This is a genomic window from Rhodoferax sediminis, assembly GCF_006970865.1.
Lineage (GTDB): Bacteria > Pseudomonadota > Gammaproteobacteria > Burkholderiales > Burkholderiaceae_C > Rhodoferax_A > Rhodoferax_A sediminis.
This window is the reverse complement of the sequence record NZ_CP035503.1, coordinates 3,398,282-3,415,052: the sequence shown is the minus strand read 5'-3', so window position 1 is coordinate 3,415,052 and position 16,771 is coordinate 3,398,282. Positions and strand designations below refer to the sequence as shown.

Sequence of the window (16,771 nt, the reverse complement as noted above, 5' to 3'; positions counted from 1 at the left end):
CTAAAGTCATGAGACTCGTTGCGAGTCTGCGTATTGGGGGGCGGAGAAAGGAAGTGGCGCGGTGTATCGGTCACCCAACAAGATCGATCTTGGCCCTGATCGGATCGGATCGCTGGAAGGCCTCGATTCCGGAATCCAGCCGCCCCAGTTTGATGAGGCCACTTGAGTAACTGAAGTCTCGATAGAACAGCGCCAGGTTTCCCCATGGCGCGTAATAAGCGATGTCTCCCACCGAAGGCTTGCTGCCGGAAGGAGCCCCCTGGGTGGAAAGTCTTCTTGGCAAGTCGCTGATCTTTTCTGTTGCGGAGTAATCTCTCAACGTCAAGGTGAGCGGGAGCAGCGAGATGAAATCTCTAGTCGCCGCACTGTCGACGAGAGTGGCCATGACCACGGTACCCTCAACATCGATGCGTATTTTCATGGTGACTGCCTGCTGATTGGGAGTTGGTATTGCGGACACCCTGGAAGGAGCATCAGTCGGCTCGGCACTCGCTACCGCAACGGCAACAGCCATCGCCGCTGTTGCCACAAAAAACCTGTTTGAATGCTGCTTCATGATTGAACAAAATTGACCGTTTGCTTCCACACCGATATTTGAGTACATCTCACGCCTTAGATAAAGGTCACTACAGCGCATGTGCCTATGAATCCAGCTCATTAAAAGGCGCGCTCCGATGAGTGCATGTATTGCCCCGAAGCGTGCGAAGGTCCGAATGCGCCTATGCAGTGCGTGGCTTACCGGCCCGCATCGCACGAACAAGGTTATGCGAACACCGTTTGGCCCCACTGAAGCCCGCCAGCTCTATTGGCGTCATTCCAGGAGATACCCCACCGACTTGCTACTACGCTTCGGTGACATGCTCCTTGAGGGATTCAAGATCAATCACGAAGCGGTACTTCACATTGCTCTTGAGCATGCGTTCGTAGGCCTCGTTGATGGTCTGGATCCGGATGACTTCGACATCGGAGGTGATGCCGTGCTGGCCGCAGAAGTCCAGCATCTCCTGGGTCTCGGTAATGCCGCCGATCACCGAGCCGGCCACGGCCTTGCGGCCCAGCACCAGTGGGCCCGAGTTCAGCAGCGGCTCGAGTGGACCCAGATAGCCCACCATTACCACGGTGCCGGAGAGCGCCAAGGTGGCGACATAGGGGTTCACGTCGTGCACATAGGGCACGGTGTCGATGATCAGATCGAACTGGCCGTGGACCGCCGCCATCTGGGCTTCGTCGGTGGAAATCACCACGCGGTCGGCACCCAGGCGCTTAGCATCGTCTTCCTTGCCCGGCGAGCGGCTGAACAGGGTCACGTCCGCGCCCAGCGCCTTGGCCAGCTTCAGCGCCATGTGGCCCAGGCCGCCCAGCCCAACCACAGCGACCTTGCTGCCGGGGCCGACCTTCCAATGGCGCAGCGGCGACCAGGTGGTGATGCCGGCGCACAGTAGCGGTGCGGCGCCGGCGAGGTCCAGACCGTCTGGCACCTTCACGACGAACTTGTCGGAGACGACGATGCGCTCGGAGTAACCGCCGTACGTGGGCATGCCGTCATGCCGGTCGAAGTCGTTGTAGGTCAGCGTATTGCCCTCCTCGCAATACTGCTCCAGCCCATCTGCACACGCCCGGCAATGCTGGCAGGAGTCGACCATACAACCGACTCCCACATGGTCACCAACCTTGAAGCGCGTGACATCGGCACCCGCTGCGGTAATGCGACCAATGATCTCGTGGCCCGGCACCATCGGATGCTTGGCATTGCCCCAGTCGTTACGAACGCTGTGGATGTCGGAATGGCATACGCCGGCATACAGAATTTCCATCACCACGTCATTGGGACGTGGATCGCGACGGACGAAGCTGAAGAGACCCAGCGGAGAATCGGCGGAGTGGGCGGCGTAGCCGCGGACGTTTATGACCATGGTCTTGGTTCCTAAGTGAAGTTTGTCGAGGTTTACTTTGCGAGATCGATGGTGACATCCACCGGTCCTTCAGCGCTGAGGGCCTTCAGATGTGAGTTGGCCTTGGCGATCGTGATGAGCCCGGTCGGGACGGTCTGCCCATCGTGTCGGTAGAAGACAGCAATATCGCCCTCCGGAAGCCGGTAGGCGAGGTCGCCCACCTCGTAGTTCTTGGTGAGCGTGCCACTCTCGGACAGTGGCCGCGGAAGGTGCGCGCACTTTTCCCGGCGATGGAGATCTCCCATTCTCAGTTGGAGCGGCAACAGGGACAGAAAGTCCCGCGCCGTCCCGCTGTCAATAACGCTTGCGGTGATGCGCGAGTTCCCCACTTCCAGGCGGAGCTTCATGGTGAGTTCTCGAAATGCTTGACGCACGAGCAGGTTGAGCCAGTGTGTCGCCTTAGGCGGTCCGGAGCTCGTTCGGCTCGAACGGAAGGCGCCGAACACGCTTGCCTGTCGCCGCAAAGACGGCATTCAGTACGGAAGGCGTGACGAGGACTGTGGCCACTTCGCCGATGCCCCCTGGCGTATCTATGCTCGGAACGATGTGGGTTTCGATGACCGGGGTCTCGTTGATTCGCAGGACCCGATAGTCATGAAAGTTCGACTGCTCGACGCGTCCATTCTTGATGGAGATGTTTCCGAAGAGCACGGCAGACAAGCCGAAGATGGAGCCGCCTTGAACCTGTGCAACCACTGACTTGGGCGAGACCACCACACCGCAATCGACCACGGTCACGATCCGTAGCGGTCGTACGGTCCCGTCTGGGTCGACGGCCACCTCGGTCACTTGTGCCGCATAAGTGCCGAACGCGAAGGTCAGCGCAATGCCACGACCGTGGCCCTTGGGCAGCGGCCTGGACCACTGGACCTTGTCCGCCAACAAATCCAGCACGCGCTTTGCACGAGGATGTTTGTCCAGCAGAGGCTTGCGGTACTCGATGGGGTCGCGACCACTCGCATGGGCAAGCTCATCGAGAAAGCACTCGACCGGGAATCCGTTCTGCATGTGCCCTACGCCACGCCACCAGCCCGTATTCAGGCCTTGAGGTGGGTCTTGGCGGACATACTGCACCAACACATTCGGGAAGGCATACGGCCCCGCGGCATCCCGGATGGCGTCGCCGTCAATATCGTCCTTGTAGGCCGCCGGCGCCCAGCGCGCGAGCACGGACGAGCCGGTGACGCGGTGATGCCAGGCGGTAGGATGTCCCGTGGCATCCAGGGTCGCGCTCAGGCGGTTGTAGTGATACGGGCGGTAGGTGTCGTGCTGCATGTCCTCCTCGCGGGTCCACACCACTTTGAGGGGCGCCTTGACCTTTTGCGCCACGCGCACGGCCTGCGTCACGTAGTCCACGTCGAGACGCCGGCCGAATCCGCCCCCCAGCAACTGGTTGTGCACGGTGACTTTCTCTATAGGCAGTCCCGTCACCTCGGCAGCAGTTGCCTGGGCTCGGGTGGGCACTTGGGTCCCCAGCCAGAGCTCGCAGCCATCCGGCCGCACATGGGCCGTGCAGTTCATCGGTTCCATCGTTGCGTGGGCTAACAGCGGCTGCTGGTACACCACATCGAAGCTGCGGGCACCAGCGGCCCTGGCGGTCGCTACGTTTCCTTCTGAACGCGCCGTGGCACCGTCTCGCCGCGAGGCCTGCTCCAGCTCGGCAATCATGCGTTCGCTGGAATAGCCAGCGGCAGAGCCATCATCCCATTGGACATTCGCCGCGGCGAGGCCTTTTCGTGCTGCGCCCATGTGCTTGGCAACGATGCCCACTACGTCGTCCAGCTGAACGACCTGTTGCACTCCACGCACTCGCAAGGCAGCCGCGGCATCCACGCTGCGTACTTTGCCCCCCGCGACTGGACTCGCAGCAACTGCGGCCACCAGCATGCCTGGCAAGATGACATCGATGCCGAATTGCGCCGTACCGTTCACTTTTCCTGCTGCATCCAGTCTCAGCTGATCGCCACCAATCCGACGGAAGGTGTTGACGGGCTTCAGGGCAATCTCGGCGGGAACGGGCACAGCGGCGGCCTGGACGGCCAGCTTTCCGTAGCTGAGCCTGCGACCCGTCGCCGCGTGCACGACACTGCCATTCTCAGCGCGGCAGGCGCTCGGCTCGACGCCCCAGGCTTTTGCGGCAGCCTGGATCAACATGATGCGGGCCGCAGCGCCGGCCTGGCGCATCGGTATCCACGCGCTGCTCACTGAGGTCGAGCCCCCTGTGGCCTGGATACCCAAGCTCGGGTTGGCATAAAGTTTGTCGTCGGCCGGCGCATGTTCCAAGCGCACCCAGGCTGGATCGATCTCCAGCTCCTCCGCAATCAAGAGCGGCAGCGAGGTGTAGGTACCTTGTCCCATTTCCACACGGGGCATGACCAGCGTGACCACGTCGTCGGCGCCGACGCGGACTATGGCATTCAAAACCTGATCCTGCGCATTGGTCGCAGTCTTGGATGCGCCAGCAGCTAACTCCACGATGACCATCAAGGCGCCACCGACGGCGAAAGCCTTCAGAATCGATCGACGCGTCGGCCCCGATGTGGGAGAGCTGACTTCGGGGTTCTTGTATGCGCTCATGTCAGGCTCCCTTCTGGCTGGACGCGATGCTCTTGGCGGCTTGCTCAACCGCTTGCTGGATTCGCACATAAGTACCGCATCGGCAGATGTTCCCCGCCATCCCGGTACGGATGTCCTCCTCGGTGGGGCGAGGATTGCTGGACAGCAACGCGGTCGCGGACATAATCTGGCCAGACTGACAGTAGCCGCACTGCACGACGTCCAGTTGCAGCCAAGCCTTTTGGACCGCACGACCGACGTGAGTTGACCCAACGGCCTCGATGGTGGTGACGGATTGACCGTCAGCGCTCTCGACGGGCGTAATGCAGGAGCGGACTGCTGCCCCGTCCAAGTGGACAGTGCAGGCGCCGCACAGGCCCATGCCGCAGCCAAACTTGGTGCCGGGCATTCCCAGTACATCCCGAACGGCCCATAGAAGTGGAGTGTCCGCGTCCACATCGACGACGCGGCGCTGACCATTGATTTTGATTGTGTAGCTCATGGTGAATCGATCCTTGGGCTGAGACGGGCGAGTTGAACCACGCGGCGTCTTCCGATACCGCGACTAAAGTTGGAATGCAGGTGGCGCGCTGCTGCGCTATTCCACTAAGTCACTTCTTTTGCAGCACTTCTTTGGCCACTGTCATTGCCGAGTAGGCACTGGGCCAGCCAGCACAGAAGGTGCACGGAAGCATCGCGAACGACATCGCCGTCGCGGCAAGCAGCCTCATAGATGTAGTCCTTTCTCAATGAAAGGAGAGTCTACGGTCTCCAGTGGATTGGATAAAGGGTACCAGTCCGCATGAACCTATGAATGAGGCTCATGAATGGGGACGCCAGAAGCCACGACTCTGATACGGGCGATTCGTTACGGACGGTAGCGCAAGGCGTCAACCACCACGACCATCGCGCGCGTGGATTCTCGGCGGCTCGGGTAGAAAATGTGAAGGCCTGGAAAGGTCGGGCACCAGTCCTCCATCACAGACATCAGGCGCCCCTCGGCTACATGCTGCTGGATCATCTCTTCCATCACAAAGGCCAGGCCCGCACCATCTAAAGCCGCGTTGATCATCTGGTACGCGCCGTTGCAGGTGACTTGGCCATCCACACGAACCTGCAACTCGCGTTCGCCCTTCTTGAGCTCCCAGGCGTACAGGACCCCTCGCGTTGGCAGCCGCAACGTGATGCAGTTGTGCGAGAGCAGGTCCTGCGGAATCTTGGGCACCGGGCGCTGCGCCAGGTAGGACGGCGCACACACGATGGCCATCTTGGCGTCCGGCGCGATGCGAACGGCGATCATGTCTTTGGCAACCTGGTCGCCGAAGCGAACGCCGATGTCGTAGCGGTCGGCCACGATGTCCGACAGCCCGTAGTCCACGATCATCTCAACCTTGAGCTCCGGGTAATTTGGCAGAACCTTGGAGAGCCTGGGCCACAGGACCCTATCGGCCGCATAGTCGGTGGTCGTGATGCGGATGGTCCCTGCCGGCTTGTCGCGCAACTCACCCATCGCGGTCAGTTCGGCTTCGATCTCCTCGAAGCGCGGCCCCACGGTTTGCAGCAGGCGCTCGCCCGCCTCGGTCGGGGCCACACTGCGCGTGGTGCGGGTCAGCAGGCGCAGCCCCATCCTGCTCTCGAGCGCCCGAACGGTGTGGCTGAGTGCCGATTGAGAGACCCCGAGCTTGGCCGCGGCACGCGTGAAGCTCCGCTCGCGTGCAACGGCGAGAAACGCCAGCAGGTCGTTAATGTTTTCTCGCACCATTGATGAATCCACCTCATAGGTCTATGCGGAGTTTGCTATCTAGTCGCCAGACGGGTCGCTGCATAGACTCAATCGGCTGACCGAAGCCGTGCCAACTGCACTCCAGGTCAGCGCCTCAAAGGAATCCGTGATGTCCACAGCCTCTACCGCAAGAACATCTTCTGGAGCAGCCCCCGTCTTGGGCGCACTGCTCCCCATTATGTCCGCCGTGCTGATTGCCTTCCTGGTCATCGGCTTTGCCATGCCCATCCTCCCTCTCCATGTGCACCAGGGGCTGGGGCTTGGCACCTTTGTGGTGGGCCTGGTGGCCGGGAGCCAGTTTGCCGCCTCATTGGTATCACGACCTTGGGCCGGGCACTATGCCGATAGCCGAGGCGCGAAGCGGGCCGTGGTCGCCGGGCTGATCGCAGCTTCCGGCGCGGGGATGCTTTACCTGTTGTCGCTGCGCTTTGCTTCCGCTCCCATGGTTTCGGTCACGATCCTGCTTCTGGGGCGGGCGCTGCTGGGCGGCGCCGAGAGCTTCATCATCACCGGTGCGCTCAGCTGGGGGCTCGGGCTGGTGAGTTCGCAGTACACAGGCAAAGTCATTGCGTGGATGGGAACAGCCATGTTCGCGGCATTTGCCGTTGGGGCACCGGCGGGAACCTCGCTGTACGCCCGGTATGGCTTCGCGGCCATTGCCGTGGCCACTACGGTCATGCCTTTGCTGACGTTATGGATCGTCGCGCCACTGAAGTCCGTCACCCCGTCGGGTGCCGCTCGCGTCCAGCTGGGTCATGTGCTGAATGCAATATGGGTGCCCGGAATCGGCTTGGCGTTCGCCAGCGTGGGCTTTGGAGCCATCACTGCATTCGTGGCGCTTCTGTTCGCTGCGCGGGGCTGGAGTCCTGTCTGGCCGCCTTTCACGGGCTTTGCAGTGGCCTTCATCTTCGCCAGGGTGTTGTTTGGCCACCTGGCCGACAAGCGGGGTGGGGCCAAGGTCGCTTTGGCGTTTGTGCTGCTGGAGGTGGCCGGTCAAGCCCTGATATGGCTTGCCCCCAGGTACACGCTTGCACTGGTCGGCGCAGTGCTTACGGGCTTCGGTTACTCCCTCGTGTATCCGGCCTTCGGCGTCGAGGCTGTGCGCCGTGTATCACCCCAAAGCCGAGGGCTCGCCATGGGCGCCTACACCGCGTTCCTCGACTTGGCGCTCGGCATCGCCAGCCCCGCCCTTGGCTTGGTAGCTGGCGCTTGGGGCATGGGGTCAGTGTTCCTGGTGAGTGCACTGCTTGTCCTGTGTGCTGCGGGGATTGCAATGTTCCTCCTCTCGCAGCCGCGCGGGCTGAGCGCTTACAACAACGCTTGATGGGTCTGCAAGTTTGGTCAATTCATGAATGGTGCTCACAAGAACATGCCGATTCAGCCATCTAGTCGCCACGAGCTTTGAGCCCCAAAATTACATTAGTGCTTCAGACATCCGCTTCCACCGAGCAGCGTCATCGTTGAAGCACACCCCTTCATGCATTGGAAGCAAATATGAGCAAAGTTTGGTTTATCACAGGCGCCGGCAGTGGTATCGGCGCAGGCACGGCCATCGCGGCGCTGAAAGCTGGAGACCGCGTGGCGGCCACCGGCCGCAATCTCGACAAGCTGCGCAAGGCCTTCGCAGGCTTGGGTGGCGACAACCTGGCGCTGGTCCAACTGGACATCTCGCAAGCGCAGCAGGCGCAAGCGGCGGTCGACGGGGCGTTGAAGCGTTTCGGACGCATCGATGTACTGGTCAACAACGCGGGCTACAGCCTGCTGGGCAACTTCGAGGAGCTCGCCGTTGAGGACATCGAAAGCCAGTTCGCGACGAACTTCTACGGCGCCGTGCACCTGATGCGCGCCGTGTTGCCCGTCATGCGCCAGCAAAGGGCTGGCCGCATCCTCAACGTCAGCTCCCTGGCTGGCCTGGTAGGCTTCAAGCATTGCGCTGCCTATGGCGCAACCAAGTTCGCCGTCGAGGGCCTGTCGCTGGCTATAGCCACGGAAGTGGCGCAGTTCGGCATCAAGGTCACCGTGGTGGAGCCCGGCTTCTTCCGGACCGACTTGCTGGACGCCAACAACGTCCGCTGGAGCAGCCGTCCGATCAGTGACTATGCGGCCGAAGGCAGCACACCGGACCTGTGGTCCGGCTATCACGGGGGGCAGCCTGGCGACCCGGCCAAGCTTGGCGAGGTCATGGTGAAGCTGGCCAAGATGCAGGACCCGCCGAAGCAGTTTCTCGCCGGCAGCGACGCCGTCGGGCTGGTGGCACCGGCCCTCAGCGCGCGGCTGGAGGAGTTTCAACGCTACCAAGAACTCTCGAAGTCGACGGACGGAGCGTTCTGAAACCAGGTGCCGGGCAGACCATCTCCCGCGCACCTCCCCACAGCAATCCATGAAAGGAAACACACGATGAATGCGAACCAAGCGCCCGGCCCGGCACAGAAGTCCTTCGGCGACATCACACCGAAACTGGCCGAGCTGACCGACCAGGTCCTGTTTGGCGATGTCTGGGAGCGCCCACAGCTGTCCAAGCGCGACCGCAGCCTGATCACCTGCGCGGCATTGATCGCAACGGGCAAGACCGAGCAGATGACATTTCACTTCCCCCGGGCCATCGAGAACGGCGTGACGCTGGACGAGCTCGTCGAGCTCATCACCCACATGGCGTTCTATGTCGGCTGGCCGAACGCGATGTCGGCCGTCGCCAAGGCCAAAGAACTGTTCGGCGCCTCGCCGGACTGAACCATTCAACCCAGGAGTCATCCGTGGAATACCGCAGACTGGGCCGCAGCGGCCTGAAAGTTTCTCCCCTGTGCCTTGGCGCCATGATGTTCGGCGACCAGACGGACGAAGCGACCTCCCACCAGATCATCGCCCGGGCTCGCGAGGCTGGCGTCAACTTCATCGACACGGCCGACGCCTACGGCGCCGGCAAGTCGGAGGAGATCGTCGGCCGCGCCGTTCACGGCGACCGGGATCGCTGGGTGCTGGCCACCAAGGTCGGCTATCCGGCCGACTCGGCCATCCCGACCGGGGCAGACCTGTCCCGCAAGTACGTGATGCGTGCTGCCGAGCAGAGCCTGCGCCGGCTGGGCACCGACTACATCGACCTGTACTACCTGCACCGGGACGACGCCAGCACGCCGCTGGAGGAAACCGTCCGCGCCATTGCCGACCTGCAGCGGCAGGGCAAGATCCGGTACTTTGGCGTGTCGAACTTCCGTGCCTGGCGTCTGGCGGAATTGGTCCGTCTGTGCATGGATGCCGGCATCGACCGCCCCGCGGCCTGCCAGCCCCAGTACAACGCCATGAACCGTATGCCCGAGGCCGAACTGCTGCCGGCCTGCCAGTCCTACGGCATCGGTGTCGTGCCCTACAGCCCGCTCGCCCGAGGGGTCCTGACAGGCAAGTATGCGAGTGTGGAGCAGCTTCCAGAGGGCAGCCGCGCCGCCCGGGGTGACCGCCGCACGCTGCAGACCGAGCTGCGCCACGAGTCGATTGAACTCGCGCTGCAGATCAAGGCGCATGCGCAGTCAAGGGGCAACACTACCTCGCATTTTGCGATCAACTGGGTACTTAACAATGCACTGGTCAACGCCGTCATTGCAGGTCCTCGTACGCCCCAGCAGTGGGAAGACTATCTTGAGGCGCTGAAGGCTCCCTTCACGGCCGAGGATGAGGCACTGGTCAACCAACTAGTCCCAGCTGGGCATCCGTCGACGCCAGGTTTCACCGACCCACAGTATCCGGTGACGGGTCGAGTCGCGAGAACTGCTCCGGTAAATCAATAAGCGGATACACGTTGCATCACTTGACACCAATGCCGGGCTGCGCCAAGAACTTAGAATCAGACTCGAGCTACCGCACCATCACTTGTTTTCGCGGAACGCCGGATACAGGTTGACGTAGCCGCGCTCCACCCGTCGCTTCGCGTGCTTGGCTGCGGCCTCGCGGGTCAATGGCGTGAAACCGTATCCTTCGACCAGCCGCTGCATGAAGGCCGCGCGGGCAGTCACCGCGATCGCGTCGTGCAGTGCCTGCTCATCCCAGCCGGCTTCGAACACCGCGTCGGCGTCCGCTTGAGTCATTTCGCTTGGCGTCACCATCAACTTCTGGACGAACGCCAGGAGTGGCTTCAAGCGCGCTTTCACTGGCGCGGTGTTCGGGTCTTCCAGCAGTCGCTCTACCGAACCCTGCTGAATGCCCCACGCATAGGCGACCTCCGAATGAGCCACATGCACGAACGTGCATCCACCCAGGCCTGCTGCATAGGCAAGGATCAACTCCCGCTCGCCTTGGCTTAAAGGCGATGGCCCGTTCATCATTGCCTGGCTCATCGTCGACCAAGGCCCGTAAACCTCCGGATATTTGGTGAAGACGTTCGGCGGGCCTGCGTTGTCCGGAAGAGATTTGAAGAATGTCATAAAAGCACCTCTGGGTTGTTCAGTATGCCGGCTTCTTGTAAATCCTGGCCGAATTGGCAAGGATGTCCGGCTTATAGACCTTGTCCTGCCAATCCGCTGGCCTGATATCCTGAATCGCCACGGATACCGACTTCTCATCGCAGGCCAGGGCAGAGATGACGGCATTGCACACCTCCTCTGCGAGCTTGGCCTTTTGTTCTTCCGTTCTGCCTGAATAAAGCTTGACGATTACGTGGGGCACGGTGTTCTCCTGTTCTTTACCCATGTCGAAGGTTAGCGAATGCCGAGCTCTACAGCAGCGCCTTGAGCAGCTTGGCCATCTCCGACGGATTGCGCGTGACCTTGAAGCCGCACTCCTCCATTACCGCGAGCTTGGCCTCGGCTGTGTCGGCACCGCCCGAGATCAGCGCGCCGGCGTGGCCCATGCGCTTGCCCGCCGGGGCGGTGACGCCGGCGATGAAACCGACGATGGGTTTTTTCATGTTGTCCTTGCACCAGCGCGCGGCGTCGGCTTCGTCCGGGCCGCCGATCTCGCCAATCATGATGACGGCATCGGTGTCCGGGTCGTCGTTGAAGAGCCGCATGATGTCGATGTGCTTGAGGCCATTGATCGGGTCGCCGCCGATGCCGACCGCGCTGGACTGGCCCAGGCCAATTTCGGTCAGCTGCGCCACGGCTTCATAGGTCAGCGTGCCGGAGCGCGAGACCACGCCGATGCGGCCCTTGCGGTGGATGTGGCCGGGCATGATGCCGATCTTGATTTCGTCCGGTGTGATGAGCCCCGGGCAGTTGGGCCCGAGCAGCAAGGTTTCCTTGCCGCCAGCGGCCACCTTGGCGCGCATCTTGTTGCGCACCAGCAGCATGTCGCGCACCGGGATGCCCTCGGTGATGCAGATCGCCAGATCCAGATCGGCCTCGACGGCCTCCCAGATCGCGGCGGCCGCGCCCGCCGGCGGCACGTAAATCACCGACACCGTCGCGCCCGTCTTGTCCGCGGCTTCCTTGACCGAACCGTAGATCGGGATGTTGAAGATCGACTCGCCCGCCTTCTTCGGGTTCACGCCCGCGACGAAGCAGTTCTTGCCGTTGGCATATTCCTGGCACTTGCCGGTGTGGAACTGGCCGGTCTTGCCGGTGATGCCCTGGGTGATGACTTTGGTGTCTTTGTTGATGAGGATCGACATGATGTTTTCCTAGTCAGGATTTAACCGCAGCCACCACTTTTTGCGCCGCTTCGGCCATGGTGTCGGCGCTGATGATGGGCAGACCGGATTCGGCCAGCATCTTCTTGCCCAGCTCTTCGTTGGTGCCCTTCATGCGCACCACCAGCGGCACGCCCAGGTTGGTGGCCTTGCAGGCCGTGATCACGCCGGTGGCGATGGTGTCGCACTTCATGATGCCACCGAAGATGTTGACCAGGATGGCCTTGACCTTGGGATTTTTCAGCATGATCTTGAAGGCTTCGGTGACCTTCTCGGGGGTAGCGCCGCCGCCCACGTCCAGAAAATTGGCCGGCTCGGCGCCGAACAGCTTGATGGTGTCCATGGTCGCCATCGCCAGGCCCGCGCCGTTCACCAGGCAGCCGATGTCGCCGTCCAGGCTGATGTAGGCGAGGTCGAACTTGCTGGCTTCGATCTCGGCCGCATCTTCCTCGTCGAGGTCGCGGTAGGCCACGATCTCGGGGTGGCGGAACAGCGCATTCGGATCGAAGTTGAACTTGGCGTCGAGCGCCTTGATGTTGCCGTTGCCTTCCAGGATCAGCGGATTCACCTCGACCAGCGAGGCGTCCGTCTCCATGTAGCACTTGTAGAGTTTCTGCAGCACATCGACGGCCTTCGCGGTCGAGCCGGCCGGCACGCCGATGCCGTTCGCCAGCTCGGTCGCCTGGGCGTCGGTCAGGCCCGCGCTTGGGTCGACAAACACCTTGATGATTTTCTCGGGCGTGGCATGCGCCACTTCCTCGATGTCCATGCCACCCTCGGACGAGGCCATCATGGCCACGCGCTGCGAAGCGCGGTCGGTCACGGCCGACACGTAATATTCCTTCTTGATGTCGGCGCCATCCTCAATCAACAGGCGGCGCACCTTCTGGCCCTCGGGGCTGGTCTGGTGCGTGACCAGCTGCATGCCGAGGATTTCGCCGGCCAGTTTCTTCACCTCGTCGATGGAGCGCGCGAGCTTGACGCCGCCGCCCTTGCCGCGCCCGCCGGCGTGGATCTGGGCCTTCACTACCCACACCGGGCCGCCCAGTTTTTGCGCGGCTTCCACCGCCTCCTGCACCGTGAACGCCGGAATGCCACGCGGCGTCGGCACACCAAATTGACGCAAGATTTCCTTGCCTTGGTATTCGTGAATCTTCATGAGGTCTCTTTTAAGAAAGTAGAAAGCGGGCAAAGTGCGTGGAGGAGGGGGCCCGATCGTCAGCCATCCAGGCTATAAGAGCGCCTCGCTTTTCCCCATTTATCGAGCTCAACTACGAGCGGCACGCCATTCGAAATCTCTGTTCGGACGATCTCTGATGGTGTCAGCCCACAGAGTATCTTGATCATCGCTCGCAAGGACGTGCCATGGGCCACCACCAAGGCGCGTGTCCCGCTGGATACTGACGGCCGGATGAATTGCTCCAGGAACGGTAACACTCGCGCGACGGTGTCTTCAACCGACTCGGAGGCTGGCACGTGCATATCGGCGTACCGCCGGTCGGCGGTGAAACTGCGGGTGCCTGCCGCAGAAAGCGCGGGTGGCCGCGTGTCGTAACTCCTTCGCCACAGCCTGACCTGTTCCTCCCCGTACGCGTTCGCCGTTGCCGCCTTGTTCAGCCCGTGTAAGGCACCGTAGTGCCTTTCATTGAGGCGCCACGAGCGAATCGTGGGCAGCCATGTGCGGTCCATCGCGTCGAGGCAGTGCCACGCCGTGTGTGTCGCTCGCCTCAGCACGCTCGTGTAGCACAGGTCGAAATCGAACAGACGGTCTCGCAGGGTGATTCCGGCGCGTCTGGCCTGCTCGATCCCAGTGGCGGTGAGTGCCACGTCCACCCAACCGGCAAACCGTCCTTCCCGGTTCCATTCGGATTCGCCGTGGCGTAATAGAACGAGATTCGTCATGATGCCCGGCGCATCACTCGATGGCCTTGCCCATTTCCTCGACGATCTTCTTCGCATCGCCAAAGACCATCATGGTCTTGTCCATGTAGAACAGGTCGTTGTCCAGGCCCGCATAGCCGGCGGCCATTGAGCGCTTGTTCACGATCACGGTCTTGGCCTTGTAGGCTTCCAGAATGGGCATGCCGTAGATCGGACTGCCCTTGACCAGCGCGGCGGGGTTCACCACGTCATTGGCGCCCAGGATGATGGCCACGTCGACCTGGCCGAATTCGCCGTTGATCTCGTCCATCTCGAACACCTGGTCGTACGGCACTTCGGCCTCGGCCAGCAGCACGTTCATGTGGCCCGGCATGCGCCCCGCCACCGGATGGATCGCGTACTTGACCGAGATGCCCTTATCGGTCAATTTCTGGGCCAACTCCTTCACCGCGTGCTGGGCGCGCGCCACGGCCAGGCCGTAGCCGGGCACGATCACCACGGTCTCGGCATTGCTGAGCACGAAGGCAGCATCGTCGGCGCTGCCGCTCTTGACCGGACGCTGCACCGCGCCGACGGCCGCGGCGGTTGCCGTCTCACCGCCGAAGCCGCCCAGGATCACGTTGAAGAAAGAGCGGTTCATGGCCTTGCACATGATGTAGGACAGGATCGCACCCGATGAGCCCACCAGAGAGCCGGCAATGATCAGCATCGAATTGTTGAGCGAGAAGCCGATGCCCGCCGCAGCCCAGCCCGAGTAGCTGTTGAGCATCGAGATCACGACCGGCATGTCGGCCCCGCCGATCGGGATGATGATCAGAACGCCCAGCACGAAGCTCAGCGCCAGCATCGAGACGAAGGCGCTCCAGCTCTCGGTCAATATGAACGCAACCCCGAACGCGATGGTCAGCAGCGCCAGCACCAGGTTGAGCAGATGCTGGCCTGAAAACTGAACGGGTGCCCCCTGGAACAAGCGGAATTTGTACTTGCCGCTGAGCTTGCCAAAGGCAATGACCGAGCCGCTAAAGGTGATGGCACCGATGGCCGCGCCCAGGAACAGCTCGAGCCGGTTGCCGGTGGGAATGGCGGCGCCTTTGGCCAGCCCCTCCAGCAGGGCGGAGGGTTCGGCCACGGCGGCCACGGCGATGAACACCGCGGCCAAGCCGATCATGCTGTGGAAGAACGCGATCAGCTCGGGCATCTGCGTCATCTCGACGGTTTTGGCGCGCCACGTCCCGTAGCCGCCGCCAACGACCGCGCCGAGCAGCACCCAGCCCAGACCCAGCACCTGCCCGGAGTGCTCGACGATCAGCGCCGCCGTCGTCAGGACGGCCACCGTCATGCCGACCATGCCGAAGAAGTTGCCGCGGATCGAGGTGGTCGGGTGCGACAGACCCTTGAGGGCCTGGATGAAGCACACCGAGGCAAAAAGATACAGCAGGGTGACGGCATTCATGCTCATTTGGCCACCCCCTTGTCCGCCGCGGGCAGCGCCTTCTTCTCTTTCTTCTTGAACATCTCCAGCATGCGGCGCGTCACCAGAAAGCCGCCGAAGATGTTCACCGAGGCCAGCGCCACCGCCAGCACGCCCATGGTCTTGCCCAGGCCGGTGACGGTCAGGGCGGCGGCCAGCATGGCGCCGACGATGACGATGGCCGAGATCGCGTTGGTCACCGCCATCAGCGGCGTGTGCAGGGCCGGCGTGACGGTCCAGACCACGTGGTAGCCGACGTAGATCGCCAGCACGAAAATGATCAGATTGAGAATGGTGGGTGAGACGGCGTCCATGATGTCGCTCCTGGTTGGGTCGTTATTTGCGGCGCACTTCGCCGCTGCGGGTCATCAGGCAGGCCGCCACGATGTCGTCTTCCAGGTCGATCTTGAGCGCACCTTCCTTGGTGAGGATCAGCTTGAGGAAGTCGAGCACGTTGCGCGCATAGAGCGACGACGCATCGGCCGCCACCAGTGCGGGCAGATTGGTCTCGCCGACCAGCGTCACGCCGTATTTCACGACGGTGCGGTCGGTCTCGGTCAGCGGGCAGTTGCCGCCGCCATCGGGGCCCTTGCCGGCCGCAAGGTCCACGATCACCGAGCCCGGCTTCATGGACTTGACCATCTCCTCGGTGATCAGCACCGGGGCCAGACGGCCCGGAATCAGCGCCGTGCTGATCACGATGTCGGCCTGCGCCACACGCTTGGCCACCTCGACCTGCTGGCGCGCGAGCCAGCTCGGCGGCATCGGCTTGGCGTAGCCGCCGACGCCGGCCGCCGCTTCGCGCTCCTCGTCGGTTTCATAGGGCACATCGATGAACTTGCCCCCTAACGACTCGATCTGCTCCTTCACGCTGGGGCGCACGTCGGAGGCCTCGATCACGGCGCCCAGCCGCTTGGCCGTGGCAATGGCCTGCAGCCCGGCCACGCCGACTCCCAGGATCACGACGCGGGCGGCCTTGACCGTGCCGGCCGCCGTCATCAGCATGGGGAAGAAGCGCTGGTAGCCGTCGGCCGCCATGATGACGGCCTTGTAGCCCGCGATGTTGGCCTGGCTGGAGAGCACGTCCATGCTCTGCGCGCGGGTGGTGCGCGGTGCGGCCTCGAGCGCAAAGGCGGTGAGCTGGGCGCCGGCCAGGCTTTGCAGGCCCGCCGCATCGAACGGGTTGAGCATGCCCACGACCGTGGTGCCGGGCTTCATCAGCGTCAACTCGCTGCCGAATGGGATTCGGACCTTGAGCACCAACTCGCAGCCAAAAGCGCCGGGCGCATCGGTAATCTGCACGCCAACCGCAGCATAGGCTTCGTCGGTGGCGCTGGCGGCCACGCCGGCGCCCGACTGGACATGCAGCGTGTGGCCCTGGGCGATGAGTTTTTTGGCCGTCTCGGGGGTGACGGCAACGCGGGTCTCGCCCACCGTGGTTTCGGCCGGTACGCCTATCTGCATGATTTCAGCTTGCGAAAACGGGGTTGTACATTGCGGAATCTCTATTGAGC

General features: G+C 62.5%; 18 protein-coding genes. 4 read left to right on the top strand and 14 right to left on the bottom strand.

Annotated features, from left to right (window positions below; all coding sequences use genetic code 11):
• Positions 1-70: 70 nt before the first annotated feature.
• The 6 genes from EUB48_RS16505 to EUB48_RS16480 form a co-directional block, all read right to left on the bottom strand.
• Positions 71-604 (bottom strand): cyclophilin-like fold protein, encoded by a 534-nt coding sequence (locus EUB48_RS16505; protein WP_244618243.1) that lies wholly within the window; start codon positions 602-604, stop codon positions 71-73.
• Between the two features lie 238 nt (positions 605-842).
• Positions 843-1,913: an NAD(P)-dependent alcohol dehydrogenase gene (locus EUB48_RS16500; protein WP_142820147.1), complete on the bottom strand. Its 1,071-nt coding sequence runs from the start codon at positions 1,911-1,913 to the stop codon at positions 843-845.
• A 32-nt stretch (positions 1,914-1,945) separates the two neighbouring features.
• On the bottom strand, positions 1,946-2,299 hold the full coding sequence (locus EUB48_RS16495; protein ID WP_142820146.1) for a cyclophilin-like fold protein: 354 nt from the start codon (positions 2,297-2,299) through the stop codon (positions 1,946-1,948).
• 52 nt (positions 2,300-2,351) lie between these two features.
• A complete protein-coding gene (locus EUB48_RS16490; protein ID WP_142820145.1) occupies positions 2,352-4,529 on the bottom strand; it encodes a xanthine dehydrogenase family protein molybdopterin-binding subunit in 2,178 nt (725 codons plus the stop codon).
• Between the two features lies 1 nt (position 4,530).
• Positions 4,531-5,010, bottom strand: a complete 480-nt coding sequence (locus tag EUB48_RS16485) for a (2Fe-2S)-binding protein (RefSeq protein WP_142820144.1) — start codon at positions 5,008-5,010, stop codon at positions 4,531-4,533.
• A gap of 366 nt (positions 5,011-5,376) precedes the next feature.
• A complete protein-coding gene (locus EUB48_RS16480; protein ID WP_142820143.1) occupies positions 5,377-6,270 on the bottom strand; it encodes a LysR family transcriptional regulator in 894 nt (297 codons plus the stop codon).
• Positions 6,271-6,448: 178 nt separating this feature from the next.
• Here EUB48_RS16480 and EUB48_RS16475 point away from each other — a divergent pair, with 178 nt between their 5' ends.
• The 4 genes from EUB48_RS16475 (at position 6,449) to EUB48_RS16460 (ending at position 10,070) form a co-directional block, all read left to right on the top strand.
• A complete protein-coding gene (locus EUB48_RS16475) occupies positions 6,449-7,615 on the top strand; it encodes an arabinose transporter (protein ID WP_244618242.1) in 1,167 nt (388 codons plus the stop codon).
• Between the two features lie 170 nt (positions 7,616-7,785).
• On the top strand, positions 7,786-8,622 hold the full coding sequence (locus EUB48_RS16470; protein WP_142820141.1) for an SDR family NAD(P)-dependent oxidoreductase: 837 nt from the start codon (positions 7,786-7,788) through the stop codon (positions 8,620-8,622).
• A 66-nt stretch (positions 8,623-8,688) separates the two neighbouring features.
• Positions 8,689-9,021, top strand: coding sequence for a carboxymuconolactone decarboxylase family protein (locus EUB48_RS16465; protein ID WP_142820140.1), 333 nt, complete (start codon positions 8,689-8,691; stop codon positions 9,019-9,021).
• A 23-nt stretch (positions 9,022-9,044) separates the two neighbouring features.
• Positions 9,045-10,070: an aldo/keto reductase gene (locus EUB48_RS16460; RefSeq protein WP_142820139.1), complete on the top strand. Its 1,026-nt coding sequence runs from the start codon at positions 9,045-9,047 to the stop codon at positions 10,068-10,070.
• A gap of 78 nt (positions 10,071-10,148) precedes the next feature.
• Here the strand turns inward: EUB48_RS16460 and EUB48_RS16455 are convergent, their stop codons facing one another.
• From EUB48_RS16455 to EUB48_RS16420, 8 genes are read right to left on the bottom strand one after another with little or no spacing between them, the layout of a single operon-like run.
• Positions 10,149-10,703: a carboxymuconolactone decarboxylase family protein gene (locus tag EUB48_RS16455; protein WP_142820138.1), complete on the bottom strand. Its 555-nt coding sequence runs from the start codon at positions 10,701-10,703 to the stop codon at positions 10,149-10,151.
• 19 nt (positions 10,704-10,722) lie between these two features.
• Complete coding sequence (locus EUB48_RS16450) at positions 10,723-10,944, bottom strand: tautomerase family protein (protein ID WP_142820137.1); 222 nt, start codon at positions 10,942-10,944, stop codon at positions 10,723-10,725.
• A 49-nt stretch (positions 10,945-10,993) separates the two neighbouring features.
• Positions 10,994-11,887 (bottom strand): succinate--CoA ligase subunit alpha, encoded by an 894-nt coding sequence (gene sucD, locus EUB48_RS16445; protein WP_142820136.1) that lies wholly within the window; start codon positions 11,885-11,887, stop codon positions 10,994-10,996.
• Between the two features lie 13 nt (positions 11,888-11,900).
• A complete protein-coding gene (gene sucC, locus EUB48_RS16440; RefSeq protein WP_142820135.1) occupies positions 11,901-13,064 on the bottom strand; it encodes an ADP-forming succinate--CoA ligase subunit beta in 1,164 nt (387 codons plus the stop codon).
• 59 nt (positions 13,065-13,123) lie between these two features.
• Positions 13,124-13,807, bottom strand: a complete 684-nt coding sequence (locus EUB48_RS16435) for a 2,3-bisphosphoglycerate-dependent phosphoglycerate mutase (protein ID WP_142820134.1) — start codon at positions 13,805-13,807, stop codon at positions 13,124-13,126.
• Between the two features lie 13 nt (positions 13,808-13,820).
• Positions 13,821-15,245 carry an NAD(P)(+) transhydrogenase (Re/Si-specific) subunit beta gene (locus EUB48_RS16430; RefSeq protein WP_142820133.1) on the bottom strand — a complete coding sequence of 475 codons (1,425 nt, stop codon included), beginning with the start codon at positions 15,243-15,245 and terminating at the stop codon, positions 13,821-13,823.
• The gene (locus EUB48_RS16425) at positions 15,242-15,571 is read right to left on the bottom strand and encodes an NAD(P) transhydrogenase subunit alpha part 2 (RefSeq protein WP_142820132.1); all 330 of its coding nucleotides are present in this window, start codon (positions 15,569-15,571) and stop codon (positions 15,242-15,244) included. The genes EUB48_RS16430 and EUB48_RS16425 overlap by 4 nt, the downstream gene beginning before the upstream one ends.
• Positions 15,572-15,593: 22 nt before the next feature.
• Complete coding sequence (locus EUB48_RS16420; RefSeq protein WP_142820131.1) at positions 15,594-16,721, bottom strand: Re/Si-specific NAD(P)(+) transhydrogenase subunit alpha; 1,128 nt, start codon at positions 16,719-16,721, stop codon at positions 15,594-15,596.
• Positions 16,722-16,771: the final 50 nt, after the last annotated feature.